Annotated in this window: 26 protein-coding genes; 7 read left to right on the top strand and 19 right to left on the bottom strand. The window is 60.8% G+C overall.

Features of this window, described 5'->3' with window-relative positions; genetic code table 11:
* Positions 1–3: 3 nt before the first annotated feature.
* The 5 genes from QA637_RS01410 to QA637_RS01390 form a co-directional block, all read right to left on the bottom strand.
* A complete protein-coding gene (locus tag QA637_RS01410) occupies positions 4–1,212 on the bottom strand; it encodes a MotB family protein (protein WP_153438408.1) in 1,209 nt (402 codons plus the stop codon).
* Entirely contained in the window at positions 1,209–1,862 is a 654-nt protein-coding gene (locus QA637_RS01405; RefSeq protein ID WP_153438410.1) for a hypothetical protein, read from the bottom strand. Before QA637_RS01405 ends, QA637_RS01410 begins: the two co-directional genes overlap by 4 nt.
* Before the next feature lie 432 nt (positions 1,863–2,294).
* Entirely contained in the window at positions 2,295–3,266 is a 972-nt protein-coding gene (locus tag QA637_RS01400) for a flagellin N-terminal helical domain-containing protein (RefSeq protein ID WP_153438411.1), read from the bottom strand.
* 357 nt (positions 3,267–3,623) lie between these two features.
* The gene (locus QA637_RS01395) at positions 3,624–4,568 is read right to left on the bottom strand and encodes a flagellin N-terminal helical domain-containing protein (RefSeq protein WP_153438412.1); all 945 of its coding nucleotides are present in this window, start codon (positions 4,566–4,568) and stop codon (positions 3,624–3,626) included.
* 281 nt (positions 4,569–4,849) lie between these two features.
* Positions 4,850–5,794, bottom strand: coding sequence for a flagellin N-terminal helical domain-containing protein (locus tag QA637_RS01390; protein ID WP_153438414.1), 945 nt, complete (start codon positions 5,792–5,794; stop codon positions 4,850–4,852).
* A 335-nt stretch (positions 5,795–6,129) separates the two neighbouring features.
* On the opposite strand from QA637_RS01390, the gene QA637_RS01385 reads away from it, so the two are divergent.
* Positions 6,130–8,109, top strand: a complete 1,980-nt coding sequence (locus tag QA637_RS01385; RefSeq protein ID WP_283063026.1) for an O-linked N-acetylglucosamine transferase, SPINDLY family protein — start codon at positions 6,130–6,132, stop codon at positions 8,107–8,109.
* A gap of 163 nt (positions 8,110–8,272) precedes the next feature.
* On the opposite strand, the gene fliP is transcribed toward QA637_RS01385, so the two are convergent.
* The 14 genes from fliP to QA637_RS01315 form a co-directional block, all read right to left on the bottom strand.
* Positions 8,273–9,010, bottom strand: a complete 738-nt coding sequence (fliP, locus tag QA637_RS01380) for a flagellar type III secretion system pore protein FliP (protein WP_153438418.1) — start codon at positions 9,008–9,010, stop codon at positions 8,273–8,275.
* 48 nt (positions 9,011–9,058) lie between these two features.
* A complete protein-coding gene (locus tag QA637_RS01375; protein ID WP_153438420.1) occupies positions 9,059–9,550 on the bottom strand; it encodes a flagellar basal body-associated FliL family protein in 492 nt (163 codons plus the stop codon).
* 90 nt (positions 9,551–9,640) lie between these two features.
* Positions 9,641–10,351: a flagellar basal body L-ring protein FlgH gene (gene flgH / locus QA637_RS01370; protein ID WP_153438422.1), complete on the bottom strand. Its 711-nt coding sequence runs from the start codon at positions 10,349–10,351 to the stop codon at positions 9,641–9,643.
* Positions 10,348–10,887, bottom strand: coding sequence for a MotE family protein (locus tag QA637_RS01365; protein WP_153438424.1), 540 nt, complete (start codon positions 10,885–10,887; stop codon positions 10,348–10,350). The genes flgH and QA637_RS01365 overlap by 4 nt, the downstream gene beginning before the upstream one ends.
* Positions 10,884–11,999, bottom strand: a complete 1,116-nt coding sequence (locus tag QA637_RS01360; RefSeq protein ID WP_153438425.1) for a flagellar basal body P-ring protein FlgI — start codon at positions 11,997–11,999, stop codon at positions 10,884–10,886. The genes QA637_RS01365 and QA637_RS01360 overlap by 4 nt, the downstream gene beginning before the upstream one ends.
* Positions 11,996–12,502: a flagellar basal body P-ring formation chaperone FlgA gene (gene flgA / locus QA637_RS01355; protein ID WP_153438427.1), complete on the bottom strand. Its 507-nt coding sequence runs from the start codon at positions 12,500–12,502 to the stop codon at positions 11,996–11,998. Before flgA ends, QA637_RS01360 begins: the two co-directional genes overlap by 4 nt.
* 18 nt (positions 12,503–12,520) lie before the next feature.
* Entirely contained in the window at positions 12,521–13,309 is a 789-nt protein-coding gene (flgG, locus tag QA637_RS01350; RefSeq protein ID WP_136506087.1) for a flagellar basal-body rod protein FlgG, read from the bottom strand.
* Positions 13,310–13,320: 11 nt separating this feature from the next.
* Positions 13,321–13,656 carry a flagellar hook-basal body complex protein FliE gene (gene fliE, locus QA637_RS01345; protein WP_153438429.1) on the bottom strand — a complete coding sequence of 112 codons (336 nt, stop codon included), beginning with the start codon at positions 13,654–13,656 and terminating at the stop codon, positions 13,321–13,323.
* Complete coding sequence (gene flgC / locus QA637_RS01340; RefSeq protein ID WP_153438431.1) at positions 13,656–14,075, bottom strand: flagellar basal body rod protein FlgC; 420 nt, start codon at positions 14,073–14,075, stop codon at positions 13,656–13,658. Before flgC ends, fliE begins: the two co-directional genes overlap by 1 nt.
* A 5-nt stretch (positions 14,076–14,080) precedes the next feature.
* Entirely contained in the window at positions 14,081–14,461 is a 381-nt protein-coding gene (gene flgB, locus QA637_RS01335; RefSeq protein WP_136506090.1) for a flagellar basal body rod protein FlgB, read from the bottom strand.
* A gap of 222 nt (positions 14,462–14,683) precedes the next feature.
* A complete protein-coding gene (locus tag QA637_RS01330; RefSeq protein WP_184108450.1) occupies positions 14,684–15,241 on the bottom strand; it encodes a flagellar protein in 558 nt (185 codons plus the stop codon).
* The gene (gene fliI / locus QA637_RS01325; RefSeq protein ID WP_153438897.1) at positions 15,238–16,641 is read right to left on the bottom strand and encodes a flagellar protein export ATPase FliI; all 1,404 of its coding nucleotides are present in this window, start codon (positions 16,639–16,641) and stop codon (positions 15,238–15,240) included. The genes QA637_RS01330 and fliI overlap by 4 nt, the downstream gene beginning before the upstream one ends.
* A 15-nt stretch (positions 16,642–16,656) precedes the next feature.
* Positions 16,657–17,379, bottom strand: a complete 723-nt coding sequence (gene flgF, locus QA637_RS01320; RefSeq protein WP_283063022.1) for a flagellar basal-body rod protein FlgF — start codon at positions 17,377–17,379, stop codon at positions 16,657–16,659.
* Between the two features lies 1 nt (position 17,380).
* The gene (locus tag QA637_RS01315; protein WP_184108431.1) at positions 17,381–18,160 is read right to left on the bottom strand and encodes a DUF1217 domain-containing protein; all 780 of its coding nucleotides are present in this window, start codon (positions 18,158–18,160) and stop codon (positions 17,381–17,383) included.
* A gap of 183 nt (positions 18,161–18,343) precedes the next feature.
* On the opposite strand from QA637_RS01315, the gene motA reads away from it, so the two are divergent.
* The 6 genes from motA to QA637_RS01285 all read left to right on the top strand — a co-directional run bounded on the left by motA (position 18,344) and on the right by QA637_RS01285 (position 23,600).
* Positions 18,344–19,222, top strand: a complete 879-nt coding sequence (gene motA / locus QA637_RS01310) for a flagellar motor stator protein MotA (RefSeq protein WP_153438433.1) — start codon at positions 18,344–18,346, stop codon at positions 19,220–19,222.
* A 1-nt stretch (position 19,223) separates the two neighbouring features.
* Positions 19,224–20,171: a FliM/FliN family flagellar motor switch protein gene (locus tag QA637_RS01305; RefSeq protein WP_153438434.1), complete on the top strand. Its 948-nt coding sequence runs from the start codon at positions 19,224–19,226 to the stop codon at positions 20,169–20,171.
* A gap of 58 nt (positions 20,172–20,229) precedes the next feature.
* Positions 20,230–20,844 (top strand): flagellar motor switch protein FliN, encoded by a 615-nt coding sequence (gene fliN, locus QA637_RS01300; protein ID WP_167528201.1) that lies wholly within the window; start codon positions 20,230–20,232, stop codon positions 20,842–20,844.
* 28 nt (positions 20,845–20,872) lie between these two features.
* Complete coding sequence (gene fliG / locus QA637_RS01295; RefSeq protein ID WP_153438438.1) at positions 20,873–21,904, top strand: flagellar motor switch protein FliG; 1,032 nt, start codon at positions 20,873–20,875, stop codon at positions 21,902–21,904.
* 167 nt (positions 21,905–22,071) lie between these two features.
* On the top strand, positions 22,072–23,154 hold the full coding sequence (gene flhB / locus QA637_RS01290) for a flagellar biosynthesis protein FlhB (RefSeq protein WP_153438440.1): 1,083 nt from the start codon (positions 22,072–22,074) through the stop codon (positions 23,152–23,154).
* The gene (locus QA637_RS01285; RefSeq protein ID WP_184108449.1) at positions 23,154–23,600 is read left to right on the top strand and encodes a hypothetical protein; all 447 of its coding nucleotides are present in this window, start codon (positions 23,154–23,156) and stop codon (positions 23,598–23,600) included. Before flhB ends, QA637_RS01285 begins: the two co-directional genes overlap by 1 nt.
* Positions 23,601–23,702 lie beyond the last annotated feature (102 nt).

Below are 23,702 nucleotides of genomic sequence, written 5' to 3'. Positions count from 1 at the left end.
CGATCAACCCTGTCCCGACTGCAACAGGATTTCGATGCGCCGGTTGCCGGGCGCGTAGGGATCGCTCGGAACCTGGAGGCGGCGATCCGCGAAGCCACTGATCTGGCTGACACGGTCCTCCGTCAGGCCGCCGCGGACGAGCATGTAGTAGGCGCTCTGCGCGCGCGCCGCCGAGAGGCGCCAGTTGTCATAGGTTCCGTCCTTGAACGGCCGTCCGTCCGTGTGGCCGCGGATAGCGACGGCACCCTTGCGCGCTGCAAGCAGCCGGCCGATTTTTGCCATGGCGAGCACGAGTTCCTTCTGCGGCACGGCGGAGCCGACCGCGAACATCGGCGCATCCGTCTGCTCGCTGATGGTCACCAGAAGGCCGCCCTCGGCTGGGGTTACCATCAGCCCCTCGATGAGGCGCCCGGCATTTCCGCCGAGTTCCTTCTGGATTTCGGCTTTGAGCGCGTCTGCCTCTTTCTGCTGATCTTTTGCGGCGGCCTCCGTCTTGGACGCGTCCACGCTCGCCGCCGCTTGGCCTTCGGCCTTGGCCGGCAGCGTGCCGTTGGCGGCCGGCTTTTGTTCGGCCGCTCCCTGCTGCGCAGGGTTAGTCGCGGCCGCCACGTCGTCTACCGCGGTATTGCCGGCGTCCTTGATCTCGACCTGCTTGGTCCAGAAGTCCGGATCGAAGGGATCGCGGTAGGCCTCGCCGCCCTCGGCACCCGTCGCCGGACCTGACCGCGCGGCGCCACCATCGCCCTTGACACTGATATTGGCCTGCTGGCCGACTTCCTTGGCGATCTCCGAAAGGACCGAATAGGGATTCTCGAAGAAATCGGCGTCGGAATACTTCGTTTCCTCGCCGGAGGTCGCGGTCAGCTGATCGCCTTTTTTGGCGGTACCGCCGGTTTTCGCTTGCTCGCCGTCGGTCTTCGACCGCTGCTGCGTCTGCTCGCCCTGGGCGTCCTTGGCGGGATCCTTGAGCCCCTTCTCCGAGGGCTTCTGATCGGTGAGTTGCACCGGATTGAAATAGGATGCGATGGCAGCCTTCGTCTCTTCGTTCGCGGCGTTGATCAGCCACATCACCAGAAAGAAGGCCATCATCGCCGTCATGAAGTCGGCATAGGCAATCTTCCACGAGCCGCCATGATGATCGCCATGGCCGTCCGCGGGACGCTTGACTATGATGATTTCGTTCTTGCCGTTATGATGGCTTTCGTCACTCATGCCAGAACTTTCCGGACGGTATCGGACCAGGCGGCCATTCTGGTCACCAGTACGGCATCACCCATTTCGACCGCGAGATCCATGTCGTTGGTTTCGATATGACGGAAAAGCATCGTGTCATCCGGCATATGCCGCTTCAGCGCCTCGAAAAGAGTGAGCGGCCCCTTGACCGTGATCGCGCATCCCTCGCCGGCGCCAAGTCCCTGTCTGACCATCCGCGCCAGATCTTCGATGGCGCGCTTCAGCAGCGCCTCTTCCATGACGGGCGCAAGTACGCGCGCCGTCTGGTCACCAAGGCCAAGGGCCAATCGCTCGGTCATTTCCGCGACCTTGCTTGCCAGCCTGCCCGCAACTTCCTCTTCGAGGCGCTGCGCCAACGCTTCCATTTCCTCGACGTGACGCGCCTTAAGTTCGGCGATCTCTCTTTCATGCTCGAAGACAAGTTCGGCGCTGGCTTCGGCCCGACCTTGGGCGAAGGCATCGCGCCGCTCGGCATCGATGTCGATCTCCGGCATGGCTGGCCTCGCACTAGGACGATCCGCGCCTGGAAAGTCGGCGTCGATATCCGGGAAATATTTCGGCGGCATCCTCGACAACTCGATCTTCGGTGCGCTGAAATCCTTGAGGTACCGGGAAAGCTGGGCGCTCATCGGCACGCCTCCGATGGTCGCGCGGCGGACGTCGGCATGATCCGCCCGTCCCTCGCACGCGGCCTCACGGCCCGGAAATCCAAAGAGCCTGACACGTTTTCAATGTCTCCCTCGGGTCCCCCCGCCCGAGACAGCGACAGGACCCAACATTCTCGATGTGCAACGGCTCCTTGCGAAAGCGGAGCTGGCAAGACCGATGCAAGCGGCGGCGCAAAACTCATTTTGGCCGACAGTCCGAAAAGACTGCGATGGGAGGCTATTCGGTCAAACTTGCGCGAAAATGGTTGGACCGCGCCAGGGCAAGCAGCGCGGTCCAACTGTCTCCGCCCGATGCCGATGACCGGCGGCACGGCGGAAGGCGACGCCGCTTGCTTTCGCGCAAGCGGACGGAAAGCGACGGCAGCTGCGCCGTCGCGCGAGGCATACCAGCGCTCACTGCTGGAAGAGGCGCAGGATGTTCTCGGAGTTGGTGTTGGCGATCGAAAGGGCCTGGATGCCGAGTTGCTGCTGCGTCTGCAGAGCCTTGAGCCGCGTCGATTCCTCGTTCATGTCCGCATCGACGAGACGTCCGACGCCTTTGTCGATCACGTCCATCAGGTTCGCGACAAAGCTTTCCTGCATGTCGATGCGGGTGGTGATCGCTCCGAGCGTTGAGGCGGAATCGGTGAGCTTGCTCAACATTTTGTCGACAACGCGGATCATGTCGTCCAGCTGCGCGCTCGTCGTCGCAGCGGTGAGCTTGATCTCGGTGCTGCCGGCGACAGGCGTGGCCGGGGGCGCGACGATGAGGTGAAACAGGCGCGCCGTGCCCGATGGCGTCGCCTGCAACTGATCAGCGTCATAGCTGTTGGTCAGCAGCCCACGCGTGGCATCGGCCGAATCGATCAGCATCGACTGAGCCGTGTCGAAGTCGAGCGTCGTCACGGAAACATTGCCGTTACCGCTGCGGTTGAAGGACGCGACGATCGACTTGGTCCCGACCGCCGCGGTGTTGGAATTGTAAAGCCAGTTCTCGCCGGAGAAAGACGCGGACTGCGCTGCGGAAAGCAGCTGATTCTTGAGCTCGGTGATTTCCTTGTCAATTTTCAGCTTGTCGACGCCCGGCTCGCGCGCGGCAACGAGCTTCGCCTTGATCTCGCTGATCACGTCGATCGACGTCTCCATCGCGGCATAGGCCGTATCGACCTTGGCGGCGCCAAGGCCAAGTGCGTCCTGGACGGTGGAAAGCGCCGCGTTGTCGGACCGCATGGTCGTTGCGATCGACCAGTAGGCCGCGTTGTCGCCGGCGGTCTGGACGCGGTAGCCGGACGAAATCCGGTTCTGCACCTCGGCCATGTTGCTGTTGATCGAGCGCAATGTCTGGAGCGCCGCCATCGCGGCGGCATTGGTCATGATGCTGGTCATAGATCGTTTGCCCTGAATGATTTTTTCAAGAACATTCCGGAGTGCACCGGCAGCGATGGGACCAGCGTCATGCGAACCGCCTCTAATTTGCCCTGAGAGACGGCCCCTCGCTCTTAACGAAGATGTAACGATTTGATGGTTAACAAATAGTTAACGGGCTTTACGAGGCAGTAATAAAAATAAACGAAAATAAACAAAGATTGAGGAATACCTAAATACAGCGCCGCGCGTCTTAACGGACGCGGCAGGGACACTGCAACCCTTTGTATTGCTGCTGGACAGGCAAGAAAGCGGAAAGCCGCGCTGCTCGTCGAGCAGCGCGGCTTTCTTGTGCGATTAAGCTGTAATCGGCTCCGATTAACGGAACAGCGACAGGATGTTCTGCGAGTTGGTGTTGGCGATCGAGAGCGACTGGATGCCGAGCTGCTGTTGCGTCTGCAGGGCCTTGAGGCGCGTCGATTCCTCGTTCATGTCGGCATCGACCAGGCGCCCGACACCCTTCTCGATCGAGTCCATCAGATCGGCAACGAAGTCGTTCTGCATGGTGACGCGGCTGTTGAGTGCGCCGAGGTCCGAAGCGGCATCGGTCATGGTCAGCAGCGCTGCGTCGACGCCGGAGATGGCTTCCGCCAGATCGCCAACAGTCATGCTGGTGATGTCCATCTCGAGCAGGTTGTAGCTCAAGGTGACCGTCGTCGTGCCGTCCGTGTCGGTGTATTCGAGGTCGCTCGAGAGCAGGCCAGAGCCGTTGGTGACATAATCGCCAGACGCATCGACTTCGATGAGCGAGCTCTTGGTCGTGTCGAACTGCAGCGTGGTCAGGCTGACATTGCCATTGGCATCGCGGTTGAACGAGCCGACGATCGACTTGGTGCCGGCGGCATTGTTCGGGTCGTTGTAGACCCAGTTTTCGCCGGAGAACGAAGCGGACTTCGCGATGCTGATCAGCTGGTTCTGAAGCTCGGTGATTTCCTTCTGGATCTTGCCCTTGTCGACGCCCGGCTCAGAGGCAGCAACGAGCTTCGCCTTGATTTCGTCGACGACGTCGATCGAGGATTCCATCGCGGTGTAGGCGACGTCGGTCTTGGCGGCGCCGAGGCCGAGGGCATCCTGAACGGTCGAAAGCGCCTTGTTGTCCGAACGCATCGTGGTCGCGATCGACCAGTAAGCGGCGTTGTCCTGCGCGGCACCGACGCGGTAGCCGGAGGAGACCCGGTCCTGAGTCGTTTCCATCGAGGAATTGATCGAGCGCAGGGTTGCGAGCGCCGTCATTGCGGCGGTGTTCGTCATGATGCTTGTCATTGGCTGAGTGCCCCTTGGTGACAGTTGAAAGAAAAAGGGACATTCCGGGATTACCGGGAAACGGCGGTCAGCTTCATGCCTGCTAACGCGTTAATCTTGTTGGTTAACCCGCCGTCTCGATGGCCACAGCAAACACCAACATAGTTAACGAAGGCTGAAGCGAATTCCCGATTCCGTCAGATTTTTGAGAAGCCATCGACCAGAAAGGCAGAAGGCCGCGTTCTTGCGAAACGCGGCCTCGATTTGCTGAAGTCAGGTACGGGTAATCACCCGCCCATTGCTTAGCGGAACAGCGACAGGATGTTCTGCGAGTTGCTGTTGGCGATCGACAGCGACTGGATGCCGAGCTGCTGCTGCGTCTGCAGGGCCTTGAGGCGTGTCGATTCCTCGTTCATGTCGGCATCGACGAGCTTGCCGACACCCTTCTCGATCGAGTCCATCAGATCGGCCACGAAGTCCTTCTGCATGTCGACGCGGCTATTGAGCGCACCGAGATCGGAGGCTGCATCGGTCATCGTCTGCAGGGCGGCATCGACACCGGAGATGGCCTCGGCCAGGTCACCAGTGGTCATGCTGCTGATGTCCATCTCGAGCAGGTTGTAGCTCAAGGTGACCGTCGTCGTGCCATCCGTGTCGGTGTATTCGAGGTCACTCGAAAGCAGGCCCGAACCATTGGTGACGTAGGCACCGGCCGAGTCGACTTCGATGAGCGAGCTCTTGGTCGTATCGAACTGCAGCGTGGTCAGGCTGACATTGCCGCTAGCGTCGCGGTTGAACGAACCGACGATCGACTTGGTGCCGGCAGCATTGTTGTTGTCGTTGTAGACCCAGTTTTCGCCCGAGAACGAAGCGGACTTCGCGATGCTGACGAGCTGGTTCTGCAGTTCCTTGATTTCCTTCTGGATCTTGCCCTTGTCGACGCCCGGCTCAGAGGCAGCAACGAGCTTTGCCTTGATTTCGTCGACGACGTCGATCGAGGACTTCATCGCGGTGTAGGCAACGTCCGTCTTGGCGGCGCCGAGGCCGAGTGCGTCCTGAACGGTCGAAAGCGCCTTGTTGTCCGAACGCATCGTGGTCGCGATCGACCAATAGGCGGCGTTGTCAGAGGCCGAACCAACGCGATAGCCGGAGGAAATGCGGTCCTGGGTCGTTTCCATCGAGGAATTGATCGAGCGCAGGGTCGCAATTGCGGCCATTGCCGAAGAGTTCGTCATGATGCTGGTCATGTGAGTTGTCCCTTTTTTACTGAATACGGTTGGGGGACATACCGGACTGCGTACACTACCGGTGATGACGGACCGGCTTCATGCCTCTCGGTTCCAACAAACATCCTTTGGAAGAAACCAAACCCGTCATGTGGAGACGAATATCGAGACCAATGCTTGCAAATTCATTAAATGCGGGTGCCTGTTCCGGATGGCTCGAATCATGCTTAACGCACAATTAAATGACTGACCTCATGTAGTTTTTTCGTCGCAGCACATCTCCTTGACAGGTGTAAGCCAACAATCTTGGAGTCACGCCTGAGGCAAGGTCCGGCAGCGACAATGTCCCCTGAAACATGTCGATCGAATCAGGACTGGAGCGGCAGGACGCCGACCGCTGTCCGCCCTATGCGACGGAGCCGCACTTGAACGCGCATGCCCTCTTCACGACCGCCTCCCGGCAATATCAGAAAGGCCAGTACACCGAGGCGCTCAACCAGCTTAACCACCTGATGAACATCAGCCGGGAGGCCAAGACATTCGTCCTCCTGGCGAAGGTCCTCTTGAAACTTGGCTTCAAGACCGATGCGGCGCGCGCCTATCAATTGGCCGGAGAGGAGAAGGGTTCGCGTTCGGAACATTATTTGACCGAAGCGATGAAGCTGCACTTTGCGTGCGGCAACGAGGACGAGGCGCTCAGCATCGGTCTTCCCCTTCTCGAAAAGGCGAAGACCGACCCGGACATCGCATTCATCATCGCATCCATCTTCTTGAAGCGGGACCAGAAGGAAATTCTCGGCCTGTTCAAGGCGCCGCTTTCCACCAGCGCAAATATCCAGCACCAGTCTCTCGCCTTCAAGCTTCTGACGGCCGATATCGACGATGCGCAGGATCGCGATGCAGTCGTCAATCTCTTCCGGAAAAATCCGAAGAGCACGGTGTTGCGGGCGGCCTATCTCGTCTTCGCCCGCGAGGCTAACGACTACGTAGAGATCGAGAAGTACTATCCGGACGTCCAGAAAGCCCTGGATGCGGGGAAATACCAGATCCTAGCTGCCGAGTCCCCTTACTATCACGTTACGTGGTGCGGCGATGAAAAGCTTAACCGATGGGCCGGCGCAAGGAGCCAACCTTTTGCTTCCGCAATTACCGAGGCGCGACGCAACATGCCGCATCAATGGGCGAAGAAGATCCGCATCGGATATCTTTCGGCGGACTTCTGGGATCAGCATGCAACGATGAAGTTGCTTCAGGCAGTATTGGAACTACACGATCCGGAAAGATTCGAGGTCACGCTCTTTTGCCATACGAAGGAGAGCAACCTGGCCCGCGATCGCGGCAACCGCGGCAACTGGGGACGAATTGTCCGCATCAACGATATGTCCGATGAGGAGGCGGCGGCTGTCATCCGTTCAGAAGGCATCGATATCCTGGTCGACCTCAAGGGCCATACGCTCGACAACCGGCTGAAGATCCTTAACCATCAGGCTGCACCGGTTCAGGTTTCCTGGCTCGGCTTTCCCGGAACCGCGACAAACATCGATGTCGACTATGTTATCGGTGACCCGTATGTGCTGCCTGAGGGAAGCCAGGATCATTACTACGAAAAGTTCTGCCGACTGCCGGAAACCTATCAGCCGAACGATCCCTATCACCGCCCACGCGCGTACGGCATTGCGCGAAAGGACCTCGGCCTTCCGGACGACGCGTTCGTCTTTGCGTCGTTTAACGCCAGCAGAAAGATCTCTCTGCAGACGATCAATCTCTGGATCGAAATCCTTCGCCGAACACCGGACAGCGTTTTGTGGCTCATGTGCAAGAGGGACGCGCAGGCCAACATTCTGCGCAAGTTCCAGAGCGGCGGTATCGCTTCGAAACGCATCATCCTGTGCAGCAAGACGGCCTATACAGAGCATATCAACCGTCTGCCCGCGGCCGATCTCGGCCTCGACACCTATCCTTATAACGGCCACACGACCACGTCGGAACAGCTCTGGGCAGGCTTGCCGGTGCTGACCTTCAAGGGTACCAACTTCGCCTCGCGCGTAAGCGAAAGCCTGCTCAACGCGATCGGGCTTCCAGAACTCGTGACCGCCGGCGCCGAAGCCTATGTCGCCGAAGCGGTCGCACTCTATGAGAACCGCGAGAAAATCGCCGAATACAGGAAGACGCTCGAGGAGAACCGCTTCCGCATGCCGCTGTTCGACGCGGAGCGCTTCTGCCGACACCTGGAGCGCGGCTATGAGATGATGGTGGATCGCGCCAAGCAGAAGCTGCCACCGGATCACATCGATGTTCCCGCACTTCCGCCGCGCGAGGGTTCCTTCGAGCGATAGATCGCCCGCATCACAGAAAAGGTTGAAAGAGGCAGTGGATCCACTGCCTCCTTGCTGTTTGGCTTCGATCAGGCCGCATTTTCGCAGAACTCACAGTGTCCGCCAGGATGCCGCGGCGACAGTTTTGGATTGCTGGATTGTCGAAAGGCTGCCCGACTGCAGATCAGGTGAACGACCGCACCAGGCTGCCGACCAGCAGGTTCCAGCCGTCGATCAGCACGAAGAAGAGGATCTTGAACGGCAGCGAGATAGCCGTCGGCGGCAGCATCATCATGCCCATCGCCATGGTGATGGTCGCGACTATTAGGTCGATCACCAGGAACGGTAGCATGATCAGGAAGCCGATTTCGAAGCCGCGGCGGATCTCCGAGATCATGAAGGCCGGCACCACGGCCCTGAGATCGACCTTGTCTTCGACCACGACGGTCTGGCCCTTTTCCTTGGCGATATCGATGAAGAGTTGCAGATCCTTGTCGCGCGTATTGGCAAGCATGAACTCGCGGAATGGCTCTGCTACGCGCGGCATGGCTTCGGTTTCCGAGATTTCATTCTTGAGGAGCGGATCTATCCCCTCGCGCCAGGCGCGATCGAAGGTCGGCGCCATCACATAGAAGGTCATGAACAGGGCAAGCGACACCATGATCATGTTGGACGGCGTGGTTGCTAGTCCCATGCCCGACCGCAGGATCGCGAAGGCGATGACGAAGCGCGGGAAGCTCGTCACCATAATCAGAATGCCCGGTGCCACCGATAGAACGGTGATGAGACCGAAGGTGCGGATGATCCACGATGCAACGGAACCGTCGACCGGCGTGTTCAGAATGTCGGCGGGAAAACTCTGCGCCCCGGCAATTCCCGACATCGCCAGCATGGCGATTATGAAGGCAGCAATCCGGAGCATTGAGGGGCCTGACAGAATGGATGAATTCCTAGTCCCGACCCTGCCGAATCATTGGATGACGAAGGTTCGGAACATCACATTCGTTACGCGTCCGTCGGAGCGCAGGTCAACCCGCTCCTGAATGTCATCCCGGAGATATTGAAAGCCTCGCGGCCCTTGAATTTGCTGCAGGGACACGGTCTTGAGATAGGCTGCAATGTCCTGGTGTATCTGCTCGGCCAAGGCAACGTCCGGGATGCCATTGAACTGCAGCGCGACTTCCAGGCGGACCCAGTTTTCGGCGGGATAAGCGAGGTTGGTCGTGATCGGCTCCAGCTGCACGACACCATTGGCCTCGGTGGCGATCTTGGGAACACCTTCGGTACCGGTGGCGTTCGGCGCGACTTCGGCAACGGCCTCGGTCTTCTCCGCTGGTGGAGGCGGCGCCAACAACTGACCGACGAGCCATCCGCCGCCGCCGGCGACGACGGTCACCACGGCCAGGGCGGCAATCGTCATCACCTTGGATTTGGAGGACTGCGCGCTATCGATTTCTTCCATGGTGCCAATCCGTGCCGGTTGGCCACGGCGCGGCGCCTTGTCGGGGAGACAGGCGACGCCGTGGCACTTCGATTTGCAATCCGCCCCCGATCAGATCGGCGAGAGCAGGTCTACGACTTGCTGGCCCCAAGGCGGCTGCTGCACTTCGGTCAGGCGGCCACGGCCGCCGTAGGAGATGCGGGCCTCGGCGATACGGTCGTAGGAGATGATGTTGTCGGCGTCGACATCCCTCGGCCGGACGATGCCTGCGACATTGAGGATGCGCAGTTCATGGTTGACCCGAACTTCCTGCGAACCGCTGATCAACAGGTTGCCGTTCTCGAGCACTCCGGTCACGACGGCGGCGACAAGCAAGCGCAGCTTTTCGGACCGCTCTGTCTTGCCATCGCCCTCGGTCTTGGTGTTGGAGCCGTATTTGAGATCACCCGACCAATCGAAATCGCTGGTCTGCGATGCCCCGCTGGCCCCGATGTTGAAGCCGCTTGAATTCTTGCGGCTGCGATCCGTCTTGTTGTCGAAGGACGCCTTGTCGTCGATCCTGATATCGACCGTCAGGATGTCGCCGACATTGATCGCGCGCGCATCCTTGAAGAGAGCGGCCTGCTGATCGTTCCAGAGCGAATACCCGTTCGTGATCTGGTGCGGCTGCTTTGGATATGCGGCGAGCTGCGGCGCCTGCGTATATTGCAGGCCACTGCCGATCGGGCTCATTGACGGGGCCTGGCCGATCTCCCGCAGAGCCTGGTTCTGACATCCCGCAAGGAGGCCCGCGGCCAGGACGGCCGTAAAATGCTTTCTCATGATGGCTCCTTGGAGGTGTTGGGATCGCTCGCGCTCGAAATGATGTTGGTCAGCACCGCTGCCTTGTCGTCGCTCATCTCGCTGAGGATCAGCGACGACTGACGCGGCGGCAGCTTCATGACGATGGCCGCGGCGATCTCCGGGCGCACCATCTCGAGCTTACCGGCGGCCGCATCGGGTTTCATCGTCTTGTAGATATCGACGAGCCCGAGTTCCGCCTGTTTGAGGAAATCGTTGCGGCGTTTCAGCCAGTCCTCGTATTCGGCGCGCCGCTTCTCGAGCGTCGCGATGCGCTCGTCGACGTTGGCCTGAAGATTTTCCAGTTCCTTGCGTTGCAGGAGATAGCGCTGGTCACGCGCGGCATCGGCGATGTTCGTGCAAAACTGCTGGATCTCGTTGGCACTGCCGCTTTCCGCCGGTGGCGCCGTTACGTCCTGCGCAAAGGCCCCCGGCAGCGCCAGCATCAAGGCGCCGGCGGCCGAGATCACCAGCATGCGCAGCGAATTTCCGAGAAGTTCGTCCAAATGTCCGGTCATTGCAGAACAAGCTCCGCCTGAAGGGCTCCCGCCGTTTTGATGCTTTGCAGGATGGCGATGATGCCATCCGGCTTGACGCCGATATTGTTGAGACCGGCGACGAGCGAGCGGAGACTCGAGCCATTCAGGATCGCGACCGTTCCGCCATCCGATTGTGCCTCGATAATGGTGTTCGGTTCGAGCGCCGTCTCGCCGCGCGAGAACGGCGCCGGCTGCACGACGGTCGGCGCCTCGGTCACCTGTACGGTGAGCGTGCCGTAACTGACCGCGACCTCGGCGACGCGCACGTCCTGGCCAATGACGATCGTGCCGGTTCTTTCATTGATGACGACGCGCGCCGGCACATCGGTTTCGATCACCAGGTTTTCAACATCGGCCATCAGGCGTGCGAGATCGGCCATCTTGGGCTTTTCGACCAGCACCGACTGCGAATCCTTGGCTTCGGCGATGCGGCCGCCAAACTGCGCGGCGGCATATTTGTTGATTGCCGCGGCCATGCCGACAGCCGTCGAAAAATCCGGGTTGCGCAGTTGCAGCACCAGATTGACGCCGTCCTTGAACCGCGCCGGCAGTTCCCGCTCGATGATGGCACCGTTCGGCACGCGCCCGGCCGTAGTCACGCCCTGATTGAGGGTGGCGGCATCGCCTTGCGCGCTGAAGCCGGTCACGACGACCGAGCCTTGCGCCACCGCGTAAATCTGCCCATCGGCGCCGGAGAGCGAGGTCATGACCAGCGTACCGCCGCGCAGCGACGTCGCATCGCCGAGAGAGCCGACCGTCACGTCGACGCGGCTGCCCGGGCTTGCGAAGGGCGGCAGTGTTGCCGTGACCAGCACCGCCGCGACGTTGCGCGTGCGCGACTCGCCGCCCTGGGTCGAGATCCCGAGGTTCTGCAGCATGGCGCGGATCGACTGGTCAGTGAAGGGCGAAGAGCGCAGGCTGTCGCCGGTTCCCTGCAGGCCGACGACGAGACCATAGCCGATAAGCTGGTTGTCTCGCCCTGCCTGCAGCGAGGCCACGTCCTTGATGCGGGAGGCGCCATGGGCAAGCGTCAGTGTCGCGGCGAAGGCCGCGATGAGTGTCAGGAACCACTTACAGACATGCCGCTTCATTTCGCCACCACATGGATCGTGCCGTCAGCCATGACCGTGCCGGAAATGATGACGCCGGTATCGATGTTGCGTGCGCGGATCAGTTCGCCAACTGCGGCGTCCTGCAACGGCGAGCCGGCCGCCGTGATCGTCAGGCCGCCATCGTTGAAGACGAGCCGAACCGTCGAACCGCGCTCGACGGCATATTGCTCGCGCAATGCCGAGGCGAGGATCACCCGTCCGGGAAGGAGGGTCCGTTTCGTGACCTTGCCCTCAATCTCCTCGATGGAACGGACATAGCCGTCCGCGAGATTGGGATTGGTCACGTCGACCACCTCGACAAGGCTCTCGTCGAGAGTCTCGCCGGGATAGATGGTCTGCTTGGGGATGACAGCGGTCGGCCGTTCCGCGAAAACAGTAGCCGGCGACAGAAGGGCCGCGACAGCCGCGGCGAAGGCCACGGTTCGTACCCGAAGCGGGGAACCGTTTGTCGATTTGTTTGCGGCGGATCGGCGAAACATCATGTTTGCCCCTGTTTCACGTTACCTGAGGTTCTTGCTGACCGTCGCCGCCATCTCGTCAGCGGCCTGAATGATCTTGGAATTCATCTCATAGGCGCGCTGGGCCGAGATCAGGTCGGTGATTTCCTTGACCGGATCGACGTTCGAGGCCTCGAGATAGTTCTGCTTGATCTGGGCGAAGCCGGGATCGGCCGGCGTGCCGATGATCGGCTCGCCGGAAGCCGGCGTTTGCTTGAAGAGGTTCTCACCCTGCGGCTCAAGGCCGGCCTCGTTGACGAAGTTCGCGATCGTCAGCTGGCCGATTTCCTGCAATTCCGTGTTGTTGCCGATGCGGACCAGCACCTGTCCGGAAGAAGTGAAGGTGATTTCGCTCGCATCCTGCGGCACCGTGATGCCGGGAACGACGGCGTAGCCGTCAATGGTGACGAGCTGGCCGGTGGCATTGGTGTTGAAGGCGCCTGAACGGGTATAGGCCGTCTCTCCGTCCGGCGTTTCGATCTGGAACCAGCCGCGGCCGACGAGCGCCAGGTCGTAGTCGTTGCCGGTGTTGACGAGGCTGCCCTGGATATGAAGGTTGCGCACCGCCGAGGTCTGGACGCCGAGACCGATGATCGCGCCTTCCGGGACGATCGCCTGGTTGGCGCGGTTGGGCACGCCCTGGGCGCGCTCGGTCTGATAGAGCAGGTCGGAAAACTCGGCGCGCGCCCGCTTGTAGCCGGTCGTATTGATGTTCGCGATGTTGTTCGCGATGACTTCCAGGTTGAGCTGCTGGGCGTTCATGCCCGTGGCGGCGATGGAAAGGGCCTTCATGTCTCGTTCCTTCAGATCTGCATGCGCGCGATTTCGAGATAGGCGCTCACCACCTTGTCGCGAATGGCGAGTGCGGTCTGCAGCGACTGTTCCGCATTCATCACCGCGTCGATGACTTCACGGGTATTGGCTTCGCCGCGGACAGCCTGGAGCGATGCCCCTTCGGCGGACTTCATCGAACGGATGGCGTCGGTCGTCATGTTGCCGAGGACTTCGGCAAAGCTCTGCGACTGCGGAACGGAAGCGCCGGCGCTCGGCGCAATGAGCGAGCTGGAGGCGGTCAGGCTCGTGCCTTCCGTCTCCTTCATGGCCGAAAAAGCGCCGACGGACTGGATTGCATCGATCATTATTGCGAAGCCCTCAACAGGTCGATTGTCTGGGAAATGAGATCGCGAGACTGCTTGATGGTCTGCAGGTTGGCCTCATAGGCGCGGTTGGCCTCGCGCATGTCGGCCATTTCGATCAGGACGTTGACGTTCGGCATCTTGACCATGCCCTTTTCGTCGGCTGCCGGATTGCCGGGATCGAACTCGATGTTGAAATTCGAGTCGTCCGTGCCAAGACGCTGGATCTCGACGAGAGATGCGCCGCTCGCCCGGTCGACCTCCGCCGCGAAGCTGATGGTCTTGCGGCGATACGGCTCGGCACCGGGCGTATCGCCCGTCGAGCGGGCATTGGCGATGTTTTCTGAAACGATGCGCAGACGGGTAGATTCCGCCTGCAGGCCGGAGGCCGAAACCTTGAGGGCCGAAGTCAAAGGATCCATGATTCTTATTTCCGTACCGTCATGAGCATCATCCGGTGAAAGGCTTTGACGAGCCCGGCATTGAGCTCGTAGTCGCGCTTGATCTCACCGGTCTTCATCATTTCCTGTTCGATCGCGACCGTGTTGCCGGACTGCTGTACCTGCACGTCGTCGATCATGCTGACTTCGGTGACCTGGGCGGCATCCGGGCTTTCGGTGAAGTGCGCGCGATGCGTCGCCGCCATCTGGATGCCGGTGTTCTGCAGCACGCTTTCAAAGGGCTCGACGTCTTTCGCCCGGTAGTGCGGCGTATTGGCGTTGGCGATGTTCCCCGCCACGACGTTCTGACGAACCGTCAGCCATTGGGCCTGGCGCGACGCAAGTTCGAAAAGCTGAATCGGTTCCATCAAAAGCTCCTGCCTGATGATGACGAACCTAGGCAGGTAATCTTGCGTGGGACTTGTCGGGATCGCGGATTTCTGGCTGCACCGCGATCCAGCTCTACAGCGGCTGCAATTCCAGGAAACATGCGACAGCGCCGCATTTTCATGCACGAATGGGAAACGGAGCTAACGACGGCTAAAGGGAGGCGCCTTGTCATTCGCGGCCGCCTGCGTTTGATCGCCGGTCTACTGCTCTTCGTAGATCTCGCCCTTGGATGTGATCATCACCCAGCGGCCATCGCGCTCCTGAAACGTCGCAAGACGGCTGTTGTCAGGCAGGATCGACCCTACGCGAACGATATACATGCCGCTTGCGTCCTCGATCAGGGCGCGGCCATTGATGACATGCCTCAGCCTGAAGCCCGACTGCCCCGGGAACGGCTGATCCATCCCAGCTTCTGTTTCCGCCTGCCCGCGACCCGGCGCATCACCAAGCCCGGGCACGGTCGCCGTCGTCAGACGATCCACGGCGGCCGCCGTGTCGCTATCCATATCCTTCATCGCCTGGGGCGAAACGGACAGCACATCGCGGCCGGGGCGCCCCGGCATGTCGCGCGCCGATCCCTGCCACAGCCGCGGCATCGAGAATTCACCCTGATGGACGAAGGCATACCAGGGAAAGAAGGTCGCAAACGCCGCCATCGTCAGTCCGATGGCAGCCAGGAACTTGTCGATCAGCGGCATCTTTGCCTCGCGGCGGCGCTGCTTGACGATCTCGTCTGCGTCGTAGTCGGTCACCCCTATCCCCTCGGTCGCATGCCGGCTGCACCCGGCTGATTTCCCATCGCGGCCGCCTTCAGCGCGTTGGCGAGATCGGTGAAGGCGTCGAACGCGGCTCGCTCGCCGGGCGTCTGCTTGAGTACGTCATAGATGATCGGCACCTGCTTGATCGCCATGTCGAGATCTGCATCGCCGCCCGGCCGGTAACCACCGATCAGGCGAAGGTCGCGCGTTTCCTCAAAGCGATGAATCAGTGCCTTGAGACGCGCCACCAGCTTCTCCTGATCCGGAGTCCACGCCTTCCGCGCCAGGCGCGAGATCGAGGCGAGCGGATTGATCGGCGGGTAGCGTCCCTCCTCCGCCAGGCTGCGCTCCAGCACGATATGCCCGTCCAGAATGCCGCGCGTCGAGTCGGCGACCGGATCGTTGTGGTTGTCGCCATCCACCAGGATTGAGATGATCGCGGTGATCGTCCCGGTCCCCTCGACGCCGGGGCCGGCGCGCTCGAGCAGGCGGGGTAGTTCGGTGAAGACGGAAGCCGGATAACCGCGCGCGATCGGAGGCTCACCCGCCGCCGTCGCCACCTCGCGGATCGCATGGGCGAAGCGCGTCACGCTATCGACGATGAGGAGCACGTTGTCGCCCTTGTCGCGGTAGTGCTCGGCAATCGTGACGGCCGTCAGCGGTGCCATCTTCCGCAGCATCGGGCTTTCGTCGCTGGTAGCGACGACGGCGACCGATTTGGAGAGATTGTCGCCGAGCGTGTCCTCGATGAATTCACGGACTTCGCGGCCGCGTTCGCCGACCAGCGCTATCACCACCTTGTCGAAGGCATCCGCACGCGCCAGCATCGAAAGCAGCGTCGACTTGCCGACACCGGAGCCGGCAAAGATGCCAAGGCGCTGCCCGAGGCAAAGCGGCGAGAAAATGTCGATGGCACGCACACCCGTTCTGAAGCCATGCTCGACGCGCTTGCGCGCCATGGAGGGCGGCGCGGTGTTGGAGATCGAGCGGCGAACGTCGCCCTGTAGCAGCGGCCCGAGGCCATCGATCGGCTCTGCCAGCGCGTTGATCGTGCGTCCGCACCAATCGTCCGTCGGAGCAATCCGGAATGCACCCTTGCGAATGACCGTATCGTGAGTGCCGATCGGATCGCCGGGTTCGATCGGGCAGACGACGACCTGCCCCGGCTCGACACGGACGACCTCGCCGAGATGGGTGCCCGTCGCGCTTTTGTGCGCGACGAAATCGCCGAGCCGAACGTGGCGCGAAAGACCGCTAACGGTGTAATGCCCCGGCGCGATCGTCTGCACGTGCCCACCCGGCGCGATCGAAAACTCCGGCTTCGAATAGCGCTCGACCAGCCCGGCAAGCGCCGCCAGCGATGTCGATGCGGCAAGGGTCTCGGGACCTTCGCGTTTCATGGTTTCCGTCATTTATCAGCTGCCGCCCAGCGTCTTGATCGCTTCTTCCAGCGATCCCTCGCTGTCGCGCATCAGGGCCGTGATGTTGTCGAAGGCACGGGTGACCATGATGAGCTGCGACATTTCCTGAATGGCGTTGACGTTCGACTCCTCGAGGAATCCCTGCATGACGCCGACATCGAAACGGTCGACGACCGGCTCCGGCTGGATGGCCGGCATGACGGCGCTGTTGTCGTAGCGCATGAAGCCGTTGCTGAAGTCCGCCTCAAAGAGGCCGAGCAGAGCGACCTGATTGCCGTTCTGGTGGATGGCGCCATCGGCTCCGACGGTGATTTCGCCTGCTCCGCCATTCAGCTGGATCGGCGCCCCGCCGGCATCGAGCACCGGATAGCCCTTGATGGTGACGAGCTCACCGGCTTCCGTCAGCGTGAACCGGCCGTCGCGGGTCAAAGCCGGCCCGCCGGGCGTGTCGATCGAAAACCAGGCGTCGCCCTTGATCGCAAAATCGAGCGAGGCGCCGGTGCGTGCGAGCGACCCGGTATTGGTGTTGAGGTACTCCTCACCTTCCGACACGTAGGAGACCTTGGTCGGCTTGGTGTCGCCGAGCATCTGGTTGAACTTCACTTCAGCGCCGCGGAAGCCGACGGTGCCGGAGTTTGCGATGTTGTCGGCGATTGTGTTCAGGCGCTTTTCGAGCGCCATCTGCGATGAGATCGCCACATAGAGACCGGTCTGCACCTCAGCGTCCCCCGAGTTTCAGGCTGTTAATGGACAGGAGCAGATCGGAGGAGATGCCGTAGCCGCTCGATGAACCGAAAACCGCAAGCGGATCGTAGCTGTCCGTGGAGTTGTTGACTTCCCAAAGGGCGGTAAAGCGATCGAGAAACGCCGCCAGCTTCTCGGGATCCTGGAAGTCCTTGAGGTCGATCGCCGCCTCATAGGCCTCGGCCTGGCGGTCGACGTCGGTCGCCGCGAACTCCTCCGGCAGTTGCAGAGCAGTCCGCACGACCTGTGCCAGCGCCTCGTCGGCGATGATGGCGTAGCCGCTGGTGATCGTCGGCGCCATGCGCGAGAAATAGAGCGCCAGCCGCACGCCGGCATTTTCCTCGCCGGCATTCTGTTCCAGCGTCTGGCGCGCATATTTGTCGGCAACACCTTTTTGCGCGCGGTCGAATGAGGTCGCCGCCTCGCCGTTGCGGGCGAAATTGAGCGATTCGACCAGCGCCTTGTAACGACCGTCCGTCAGCTTGTTGGCGAAGGCGTCGTCGCTGTCGATGCCCCCGGAAAGCACCTTGCGCATGAAGGCCTTCGCATAGGCCATATCTTCGAGGCCGTGCGCCTTCATCGCGTAGTTGTAGAGCCGGCTGTCGGCGAAGAAATCGTCGATGGTTTTGATGCTGCCGATCTTCGACAAGTAGTATTCCGTCTCGCGCGCGACGTCCGGCTGTTCGGAAACGCGCTCCAGCGACTTCGTCAGATCGGCGGTGATCAGCTTGTAGCTCGTATAGGTCGTGGTCACGATCGCTTCGCCCTGTCCGGAATAAAGCCGGGCGCAATGTGGCCCGACCTCGCAAATCCTGACCTGACTGGCTTGCGCGAACCTGTTCCGGGCGCGGCTTCAAGAAGGTCTTAGGAACAGCCTCACGCAAGGATGAAATCCTATTCCATCAACGGAAAATCACGATCGCGACAGGTATCGACAATGAACATCATCATCGGGCTTCTTGTGACCTTCGGCTGTATCCTCGGCGGATATCTCGCGATGGGTGGCCACCTGGAGGTGCTGAACCAGCCTTTCGAGTTGATGATCATCGGCGGTGCAGGCATCGGCGGCTTCATCATGGCCAACTCGATGAAGGTCGTGAAGGACACCGGCAAGGCGCTCGGCGAAGCCTTCAGGCATAAGGTGCCGAAAGAGCGCCACTACCTTGATACGCTCGGCGTCCTCTACAGCCTGATGCGCGATCTCAGGACCAAATCCCGCAACGAGATCGAGAGCCACATCGACAACCCGGAAGAATCCTCGATCTTCCAGTCAGCGCCCACCGTCCTGCAGAACAAGGAACTGACCGCCTTCATCTGCGACTATGTGCGGCTGATCATCATCGGCAACGCCCGCTCACATGAGATTGAGGCGCTGATGGACGAGGAAATCCAGACAATCACCCATGACAAGATGAAATGTTATCACTCGCTGACGATCATGGGCGATGCGCTGCCGGCGATCGGTATCGTCGCAGCGGTTCTCGGCGTCATAAAGGCGATGGGTGCCATCAACGAGGCCCCGGAAGTGCTTGGGGCCAAGATTGCCGCCGCACTCGTCGGAACGCTGCTTGGCGTCTTCCTCTCCTATTCGGTCGTCGGCCCGCTCGTCGCCAACATCAAGGCCGTGCGCGAGAAGCAGAACCGCCTCTACGTCATCGTCAAGCAGACGCTGCTTGCCTACATGAACGGCTCGGTTCCGCAGGTCGCGCTCGAATATGGCCGCAAGACGATCTCCGCCTATGAGCGGCCGTCCATCGACGCCGTCGAGCAGGAGATGATGAACCCGGGCGGCGGCAGCGAAAGCAAGGCGGCATAACATGAACCCGAGCATGGCATCCAACGTCTACGCATTCGACAAGAGGCTGCTTGCGCGCATGATCGGCGCGCTCGGCGACGACAAGGTGATCGGCCGAACCGCACTCGAACTCGGCCAGGTTTTCGGCGAACTGCTTCCGGGCATATACAAGGCCGAGACTGGTCACGACATTGCGATCGGCTATGCCGGTTTCAAGACCGGTTTCAGGAACGAGCTCATTGCGGGCCTTGGAGACGGTGTTCTGCTCACAGACGCTTCGCTGCGCAACTGGTGCCAGGATTTTCAGATCGGTTGTGACAGTCCCGTTCTCATCACCCTCGTCGAGGCTCTGCTCGGCGCCGAGCCCACGAGCATCGGGGAACCGCAGCCCCGGTCGATGTCGCAGATTGAGATCGACGTCGCGGTGCCGATCTTCGAAAAGATCGCCGATGTGCTGCGCCAAGCGGTGAACGCGCCGGGTGGATTCGAGGTCGTCGTCAGCCGTCCATACAACAGCGAAACGCGCCCCAAACCCGATCCCGCGATGGAGGACGTTTACGCGGCCTCCATCGACATGACGATCGGCCTCGGGCCGGTGCTCTCGACCTTTTCGGTCGTCGTTCCCCAGAGCGTTCTCCTGAAGACGCAGATCGTCCCGCCCAAAGGCGCCGGCCAGGGTCAAAAAACAAAGACGGAATGGACCGAACAGCTCGAGGAGCAGGTTCGCCGCTCCGCCGTGACGCTCGAGGCACGCATCCGGTTGGAAAGCCTGACGCTCGACACGATCAGTCGCCTGCAGCCAGGAGACGTGATCCCGTTTCATGACGGTCAGGACGTTCGCGTGGAGGTAAACGCCAATGGGCGCGAGCTCTATGTCTGCGAGTTCGGGCGGTCCGGCGCGAAATACACGGTCCGGGTCAAGGATACGCACGGCTCCGAGCAGGACATTCTTCGCCACATCATGAGTTAACAGCCCGCCCTCTCCCGGCAGAATGCCTGAGGCAAGCTTCAACTGGAATAAATCGCACATGGCACCCAAGAAAGCAGCACCCATCCAAGAACAGGCCGCATTCGCCGTCGAAGACACGGAGCTCGACCAGGCGATCGACGACCTGCGCGGCGTTCTCAAGAAGGATGGCGAGCAGGCGACGGATTTTGGCGCCGACTTCGGCTCCACCGGCGCGCTGGACATGGCAACAGAATTCGGCGGCGACTTTGGGGGTACCAGCGATACTGCAAGCGCATTCGGCGGCGACTTCGGGGCGGATAGCTTCGGCGGCGACTTCGCGGGCGCCGGAATGAACGGCGCCTTCGACGCCGGCGGCAGTTTCGGCGGCGGCTTCGATGCCGCCGAGCCGGCAATCGAAGCCGCGCCAGGCAGCGGCATGACGGCCAATCTCGATCTGATCATGGACATTCCGATCGATGTTCAGATCGTGCTCGGCACCAGCCGGATGCAGGTTTCCGGGCTCATGGGCCTCAGCGAAGGCGCAACGATCGCGCTTGACCGAAAGATCGGGGAGCCGGTCGAAATCATGGTCAACGGCCGGGTGATCGGTCGTGGTGAAATTACGGTACTCGAGGGCGACGTGACCCGTTTCGGCGTCAAGCTCATCGAGATCAAGGGCAGCAAGAACTCATAGGCCCGATGATTGGGCGAGGGATAAATCCATGATGGATTTCGAAAGTTTCGGGGCACAGACGCCGGCAGCTCCGCTGAGTCAGACAGACAAAGCGGCGGCCGTATTGCTTGCGATGGGCAAGTCCGTAGCCGGGAAGCTCTTGAAGTTCTTCACCCAGAGCGAACTCCAGGCCATCATCGCCGCGGCGCAGTCACTGCGCGCCATCCCGCCTCACGAACTCGAATCGCTCGTCAACGAATTCGAGGATCTTTTCACCGAAGGCGCCGGCCTGATGGACAATGCCCGGGCGATCGAGAGCATCCTGGAGGAAGGGCTGACCCCGGACGAGGTCGATGGCCTGCTTGGCCGCCGCGCCACCTTCCAATCCTACGAAGCAAATATCTGGGATCGTCTGCAGGAGTGCGATCCGGTGCTCGTTGCCCAGTCGCTCGCCAAAGAACACCCGCAGACGATCGCTTATGTCCTGTCGATGATGCCTTCGAGCTTCGGCGCCAAAGTGCTGCTGCAGCTCTCGGAAACACAACGGCCGGACATCCTGAACCGCGCCGTCAACATCAAGAACGTCAGTCCGAAGGCGGCCGCCATCATCGAGGCGCGCGTGATGGAAATGATCGACGAGATGGAAGCCGAGCGCAACTCGCCCGGACCCGCCAAGATCGCCGAGGTCATGAACGAACTCGAAAAGGGACAGGTGGACACGCTGCTCGCCTCGCTCGAGACGATCAACACCGACTCGGCCAAGAAGGTCCGGCCGAAGATCTTCCTCTTCGACGACATTCTCTTCATGCCGCAGAGAAGCCGCGTGCAACTGTTCAACGACGTCTCCACCGACATCATCACGATGGCGCTTCGCGGCTCGGCGCCGGAACTGCGCGAATCGGTTCTCGCGTCGATCGGCGCCCGTCAGCGCCGTATGATCGAATCGGATCTGGCTGTCGGCGATGCAGGCATCAACCCGCGCGACATCGCGATCGCCAGACGGTCCATCACGCAGGAGGCAATCCGCCTCGCCGCCAGCGGACAGCTGGAGCTCAAGGACAAGGAAGCGGAGGCCGCCTGAGGCCGGTCGCGACCGCAACTCCATAATTCCTGTTGACCCGGCCCCACCGGCGTCGCCAGACCCTTGCGCGCCTGAGCTTTGAGGTTCACGACAGCGGGAGAGCATCGCCGCGGGCTTGCCTGATCGGGTGACGTTCGATCGGGAAATCGCCGGGAGCTTCCTGTTTCATGTCGGAAGATCAGGACAAAGACAGCAAGACCGAGGCGCCATCGGAGAAGAAGCTCTCCGATGCCGCCGACAAGGGTAACGTCCCATTTTCCCGCGAGGTGACAGTGTTCGCCTCGACGCTTGCGATTTATATCTTCGTCGTCTTCTTTCTGTCGGATGGCGCCGCGAGCGTCGCCGAGGCCCTCAAGGACATTTTCGAGCAGCCGGAAGCCTGGAGGCTGGACACATCGACCGACGTCGTCGCGCTGATTTCGCACATCATCCTGAAATCGGCGGCGCTGCTCGTCCCGATCTTCGTGCTGCTGATCATCTTCGGCGTCGGATCGTCGACCTTCCAGAACCTCCCTCGCCCAGTCCTCGATCGCATTCAGCCGAAGATGAACCGCATATCCCCTGCGGCCGGCTTCAAGCGCATCTACGGCGTGCAGGGATTGGTCGAATTCGGCAAGTCCCTGTTCAAGATCGTCATCGTTTCGACCGTTGTGGTCCTCGTTCTGTGGAACGACTATTTCGCCACGCTCGATCTGATGTTCTCGGATCCGGTGACGATTTTCACGGCCATGACGTCCGACCTCAAGCAGATCATGATCGTCGTGCTCCTGGCGACGGCCGTGCTTGCGATCGTCGATCTCTTCTGGACACGGCATCACTGGTACACGGAACTGATGATGACGAAGCAGGAGGTAAAGGAGGAACTGAAACAGTCCCAGGGCGACCCGATCGTCAAGTCGCGGTTGCGCTCGATCCAGCGTGATCGGGCGCGCAAGCGCATGATTTCCTCGGTGCCGCGTGCCACATTGGTGATCGCCAACCCGACACACTATGCCGTCGCGCTCCGATACGTCCGCGAAGAGAACGATGCACCGGTTGTGGTCGCCATGGGCCAGGACCTTGTCGCGCTCAAGATCCGCGAACTTGCCGAAAAAAACGGCATTCCGGTCTTCGAGGATCCGCCGCTCGCACGCTCCATGTTTGCACAAGTCTCGGTGGATAGTGTTATTCCACCGGTGTTTTACAAGGCAGTCGCCGAACTCATTCACCGGGTTTATGCAGCTCAGCCGCAACAAAAACGGGTGACGTGATCTCGATGAAAAAGTGCGAATTCTCCGAAAAGCGCGAGCAGATAGTGGCGGAAGCAATCCGCCCGGTGGCGACAGAACTGCGTCTGGTCGACGCCGCGGACTTCATCGCGCTGTTACGATTCGAGTCTCATGCGAGCCTCGCTGACCTCGTGGAGTCTGCCGCCGAGCTCTACTTCCTTCCCGGCACGGTGAATTTCGGCCTCGGTGGCAACTACAATCTGGATTGGGACAGCAACCCCGAGATCGTTCTCGACCTTGAACTGAAGCTGCGTGGCGTTACGGTCTATGCGCGGCTGACTCTCGGCAACGACACCGCCGGGGTCGAGATCAGCCATATCAGCTTCCAACATCCCTCCACGGATCCGGACGAAAACACCGTCTTCCTCGCGAAAAGCCTGGAAGAGGCGAAATTCGTCAAATCTTACGCCCTTCCGCTCGCGAGCTAATGCATGTCGCTCAAAAGTGTGCAGCGGTTTTGGGCCAACGACATGCATGAAAACAAAGACCTAAAGCGCGTCGCTTGAGGCCGTTTGAACGCGACGCGCTTT

The sequence above is a fragment of the Sinorhizobium terangae genome (assembly GCF_029714365.1).
GTDB lineage: Bacteria > Pseudomonadota > Alphaproteobacteria > Rhizobiales > Rhizobiaceae > Sinorhizobium > Sinorhizobium terangae.
Note: the sequence above shows the minus strand (reverse complement) of the source record. Positions and strands in the feature narration are given on the sequence as shown.

What these genes read in the sequence shown, in the direction of transcription:
- motA (WP_153438433.1), top strand. Translation starts at nt 18,344, where the DNA reads ATGAACATCATCATCGGGCTTCTTGTGACCTTCGGCTGTATCCTCGGC.
- fliN (WP_167528201.1), top strand. Translation starts at nt 20,230, where the DNA reads ATGGCACCCAAGAAAGCAGCACCCATCCAAGAACAGGCCGCATTCGCC.
- QA637_RS01405 (WP_153438410.1), bottom strand. Translation starts at nt 1,862, where the DNA reads ATGAGCGCCCAGCTTTCCCGGTACCTCAAGGATTTCAGCGCACCGAAG.
- QA637_RS01360 (WP_153438425.1), bottom strand. Translation starts at nt 11,999, where the DNA reads ATGAAGCGGCATGTCTGTAAGTGGTTCCTGACACTCATCGCGGCCTTC.
- QA637_RS01365 (WP_153438424.1), bottom strand. Translation starts at nt 10,887, where the DNA reads ATGACCGGACATTTGGACGAACTTCTCGGAAATTCGCTGCGCATGCTG.
- QA637_RS01305 (WP_153438434.1), top strand. Translation starts at nt 19,224, where the DNA reads ATGAACCCGAGCATGGCATCCAACGTCTACGCATTCGACAAGAGGCTG.
- fliG (WP_153438438.1), top strand. Translation starts at nt 20,873, where the DNA reads ATGATGGATTTCGAAAGTTTCGGGGCACAGACGCCGGCAGCTCCGCTG.
- QA637_RS01390 (WP_153438414.1), bottom strand. Translation starts at nt 5,794, where the DNA reads ATGACCAGCATCATGACGAACTCTTCGGCAATGGCCGCAATTGCGACC.
- flgH (WP_153438422.1), bottom strand. Translation starts at nt 10,351, where the DNA reads ATGAGAAAGCATTTTACGGCCGTCCTGGCCGCGGGCCTCCTTGCGGGA.
- QA637_RS01410 (WP_153438408.1), bottom strand. Translation starts at nt 1,212, where the DNA reads ATGAGTGACGAAAGCCATCATAACGGCAAGAACGAAATCATCATAGTC.
- flgC (WP_153438431.1), bottom strand. Translation starts at nt 14,075, where the DNA reads ATGGATCCTTTGACTTCGGCCCTCAAGGTTTCGGCCTCCGGCCTGCAG.
- flhB (WP_153438440.1), top strand. Translation starts at nt 22,072, where the DNA reads ATGTCGGAAGATCAGGACAAAGACAGCAAGACCGAGGCGCCATCGGAG.
- flgB (WP_136506090.1), bottom strand. Translation starts at nt 14,461, where the DNA reads ATGGAACCGATTCAGCTTTTCGAACTTGCGTCGCGCCAGGCCCAATGG.
- flgG (WP_136506087.1), bottom strand. Translation starts at nt 13,309, where the DNA reads ATGAAGGCCCTTTCCATCGCCGCCACGGGCATGAACGCCCAGCAGCTC.
- fliE (WP_153438429.1), bottom strand. Translation starts at nt 13,656, where the DNA reads ATGATCGATGCAATCCAGTCCGTCGGCGCTTTTTCGGCCATGAAGGAG.
- fliI (WP_153438897.1), bottom strand. Translation starts at nt 16,641, where the DNA reads ATGAAACGCGAAGGTCCCGAGACCCTTGCCGCATCGACATCGCTGGCG.
- QA637_RS01375 (WP_153438420.1), bottom strand. Translation starts at nt 9,550, where the DNA reads ATGGAAGAAATCGATAGCGCGCAGTCCTCCAAATCCAAGGTGATGACG.
- fliP (WP_153438418.1), bottom strand. Translation starts at nt 9,010, where the DNA reads ATGCTCCGGATTGCTGCCTTCATAATCGCCATGCTGGCGATGTCGGGA.
- QA637_RS01385 (WP_283063026.1), top strand. Translation starts at nt 6,130, where the DNA reads ATGTCGATCGAATCAGGACTGGAGCGGCAGGACGCCGACCGCTGTCCG.
- flgA (WP_153438427.1), bottom strand. Translation starts at nt 12,502, where the DNA reads ATGATGTTTCGCCGATCCGCCGCAAACAAATCGACAAACGGTTCCCCG.
- QA637_RS01395 (WP_153438412.1), bottom strand. Translation starts at nt 4,568, where the DNA reads ATGACAAGCATCATGACGAACACCGCCGCAATGACGGCGCTCGCAACC.
- QA637_RS01400 (WP_153438411.1), bottom strand. Translation starts at nt 3,266, where the DNA reads ATGACCAGCATCATGACCAATGCCGCCGCGATGGCGGCGCTCCAGACA.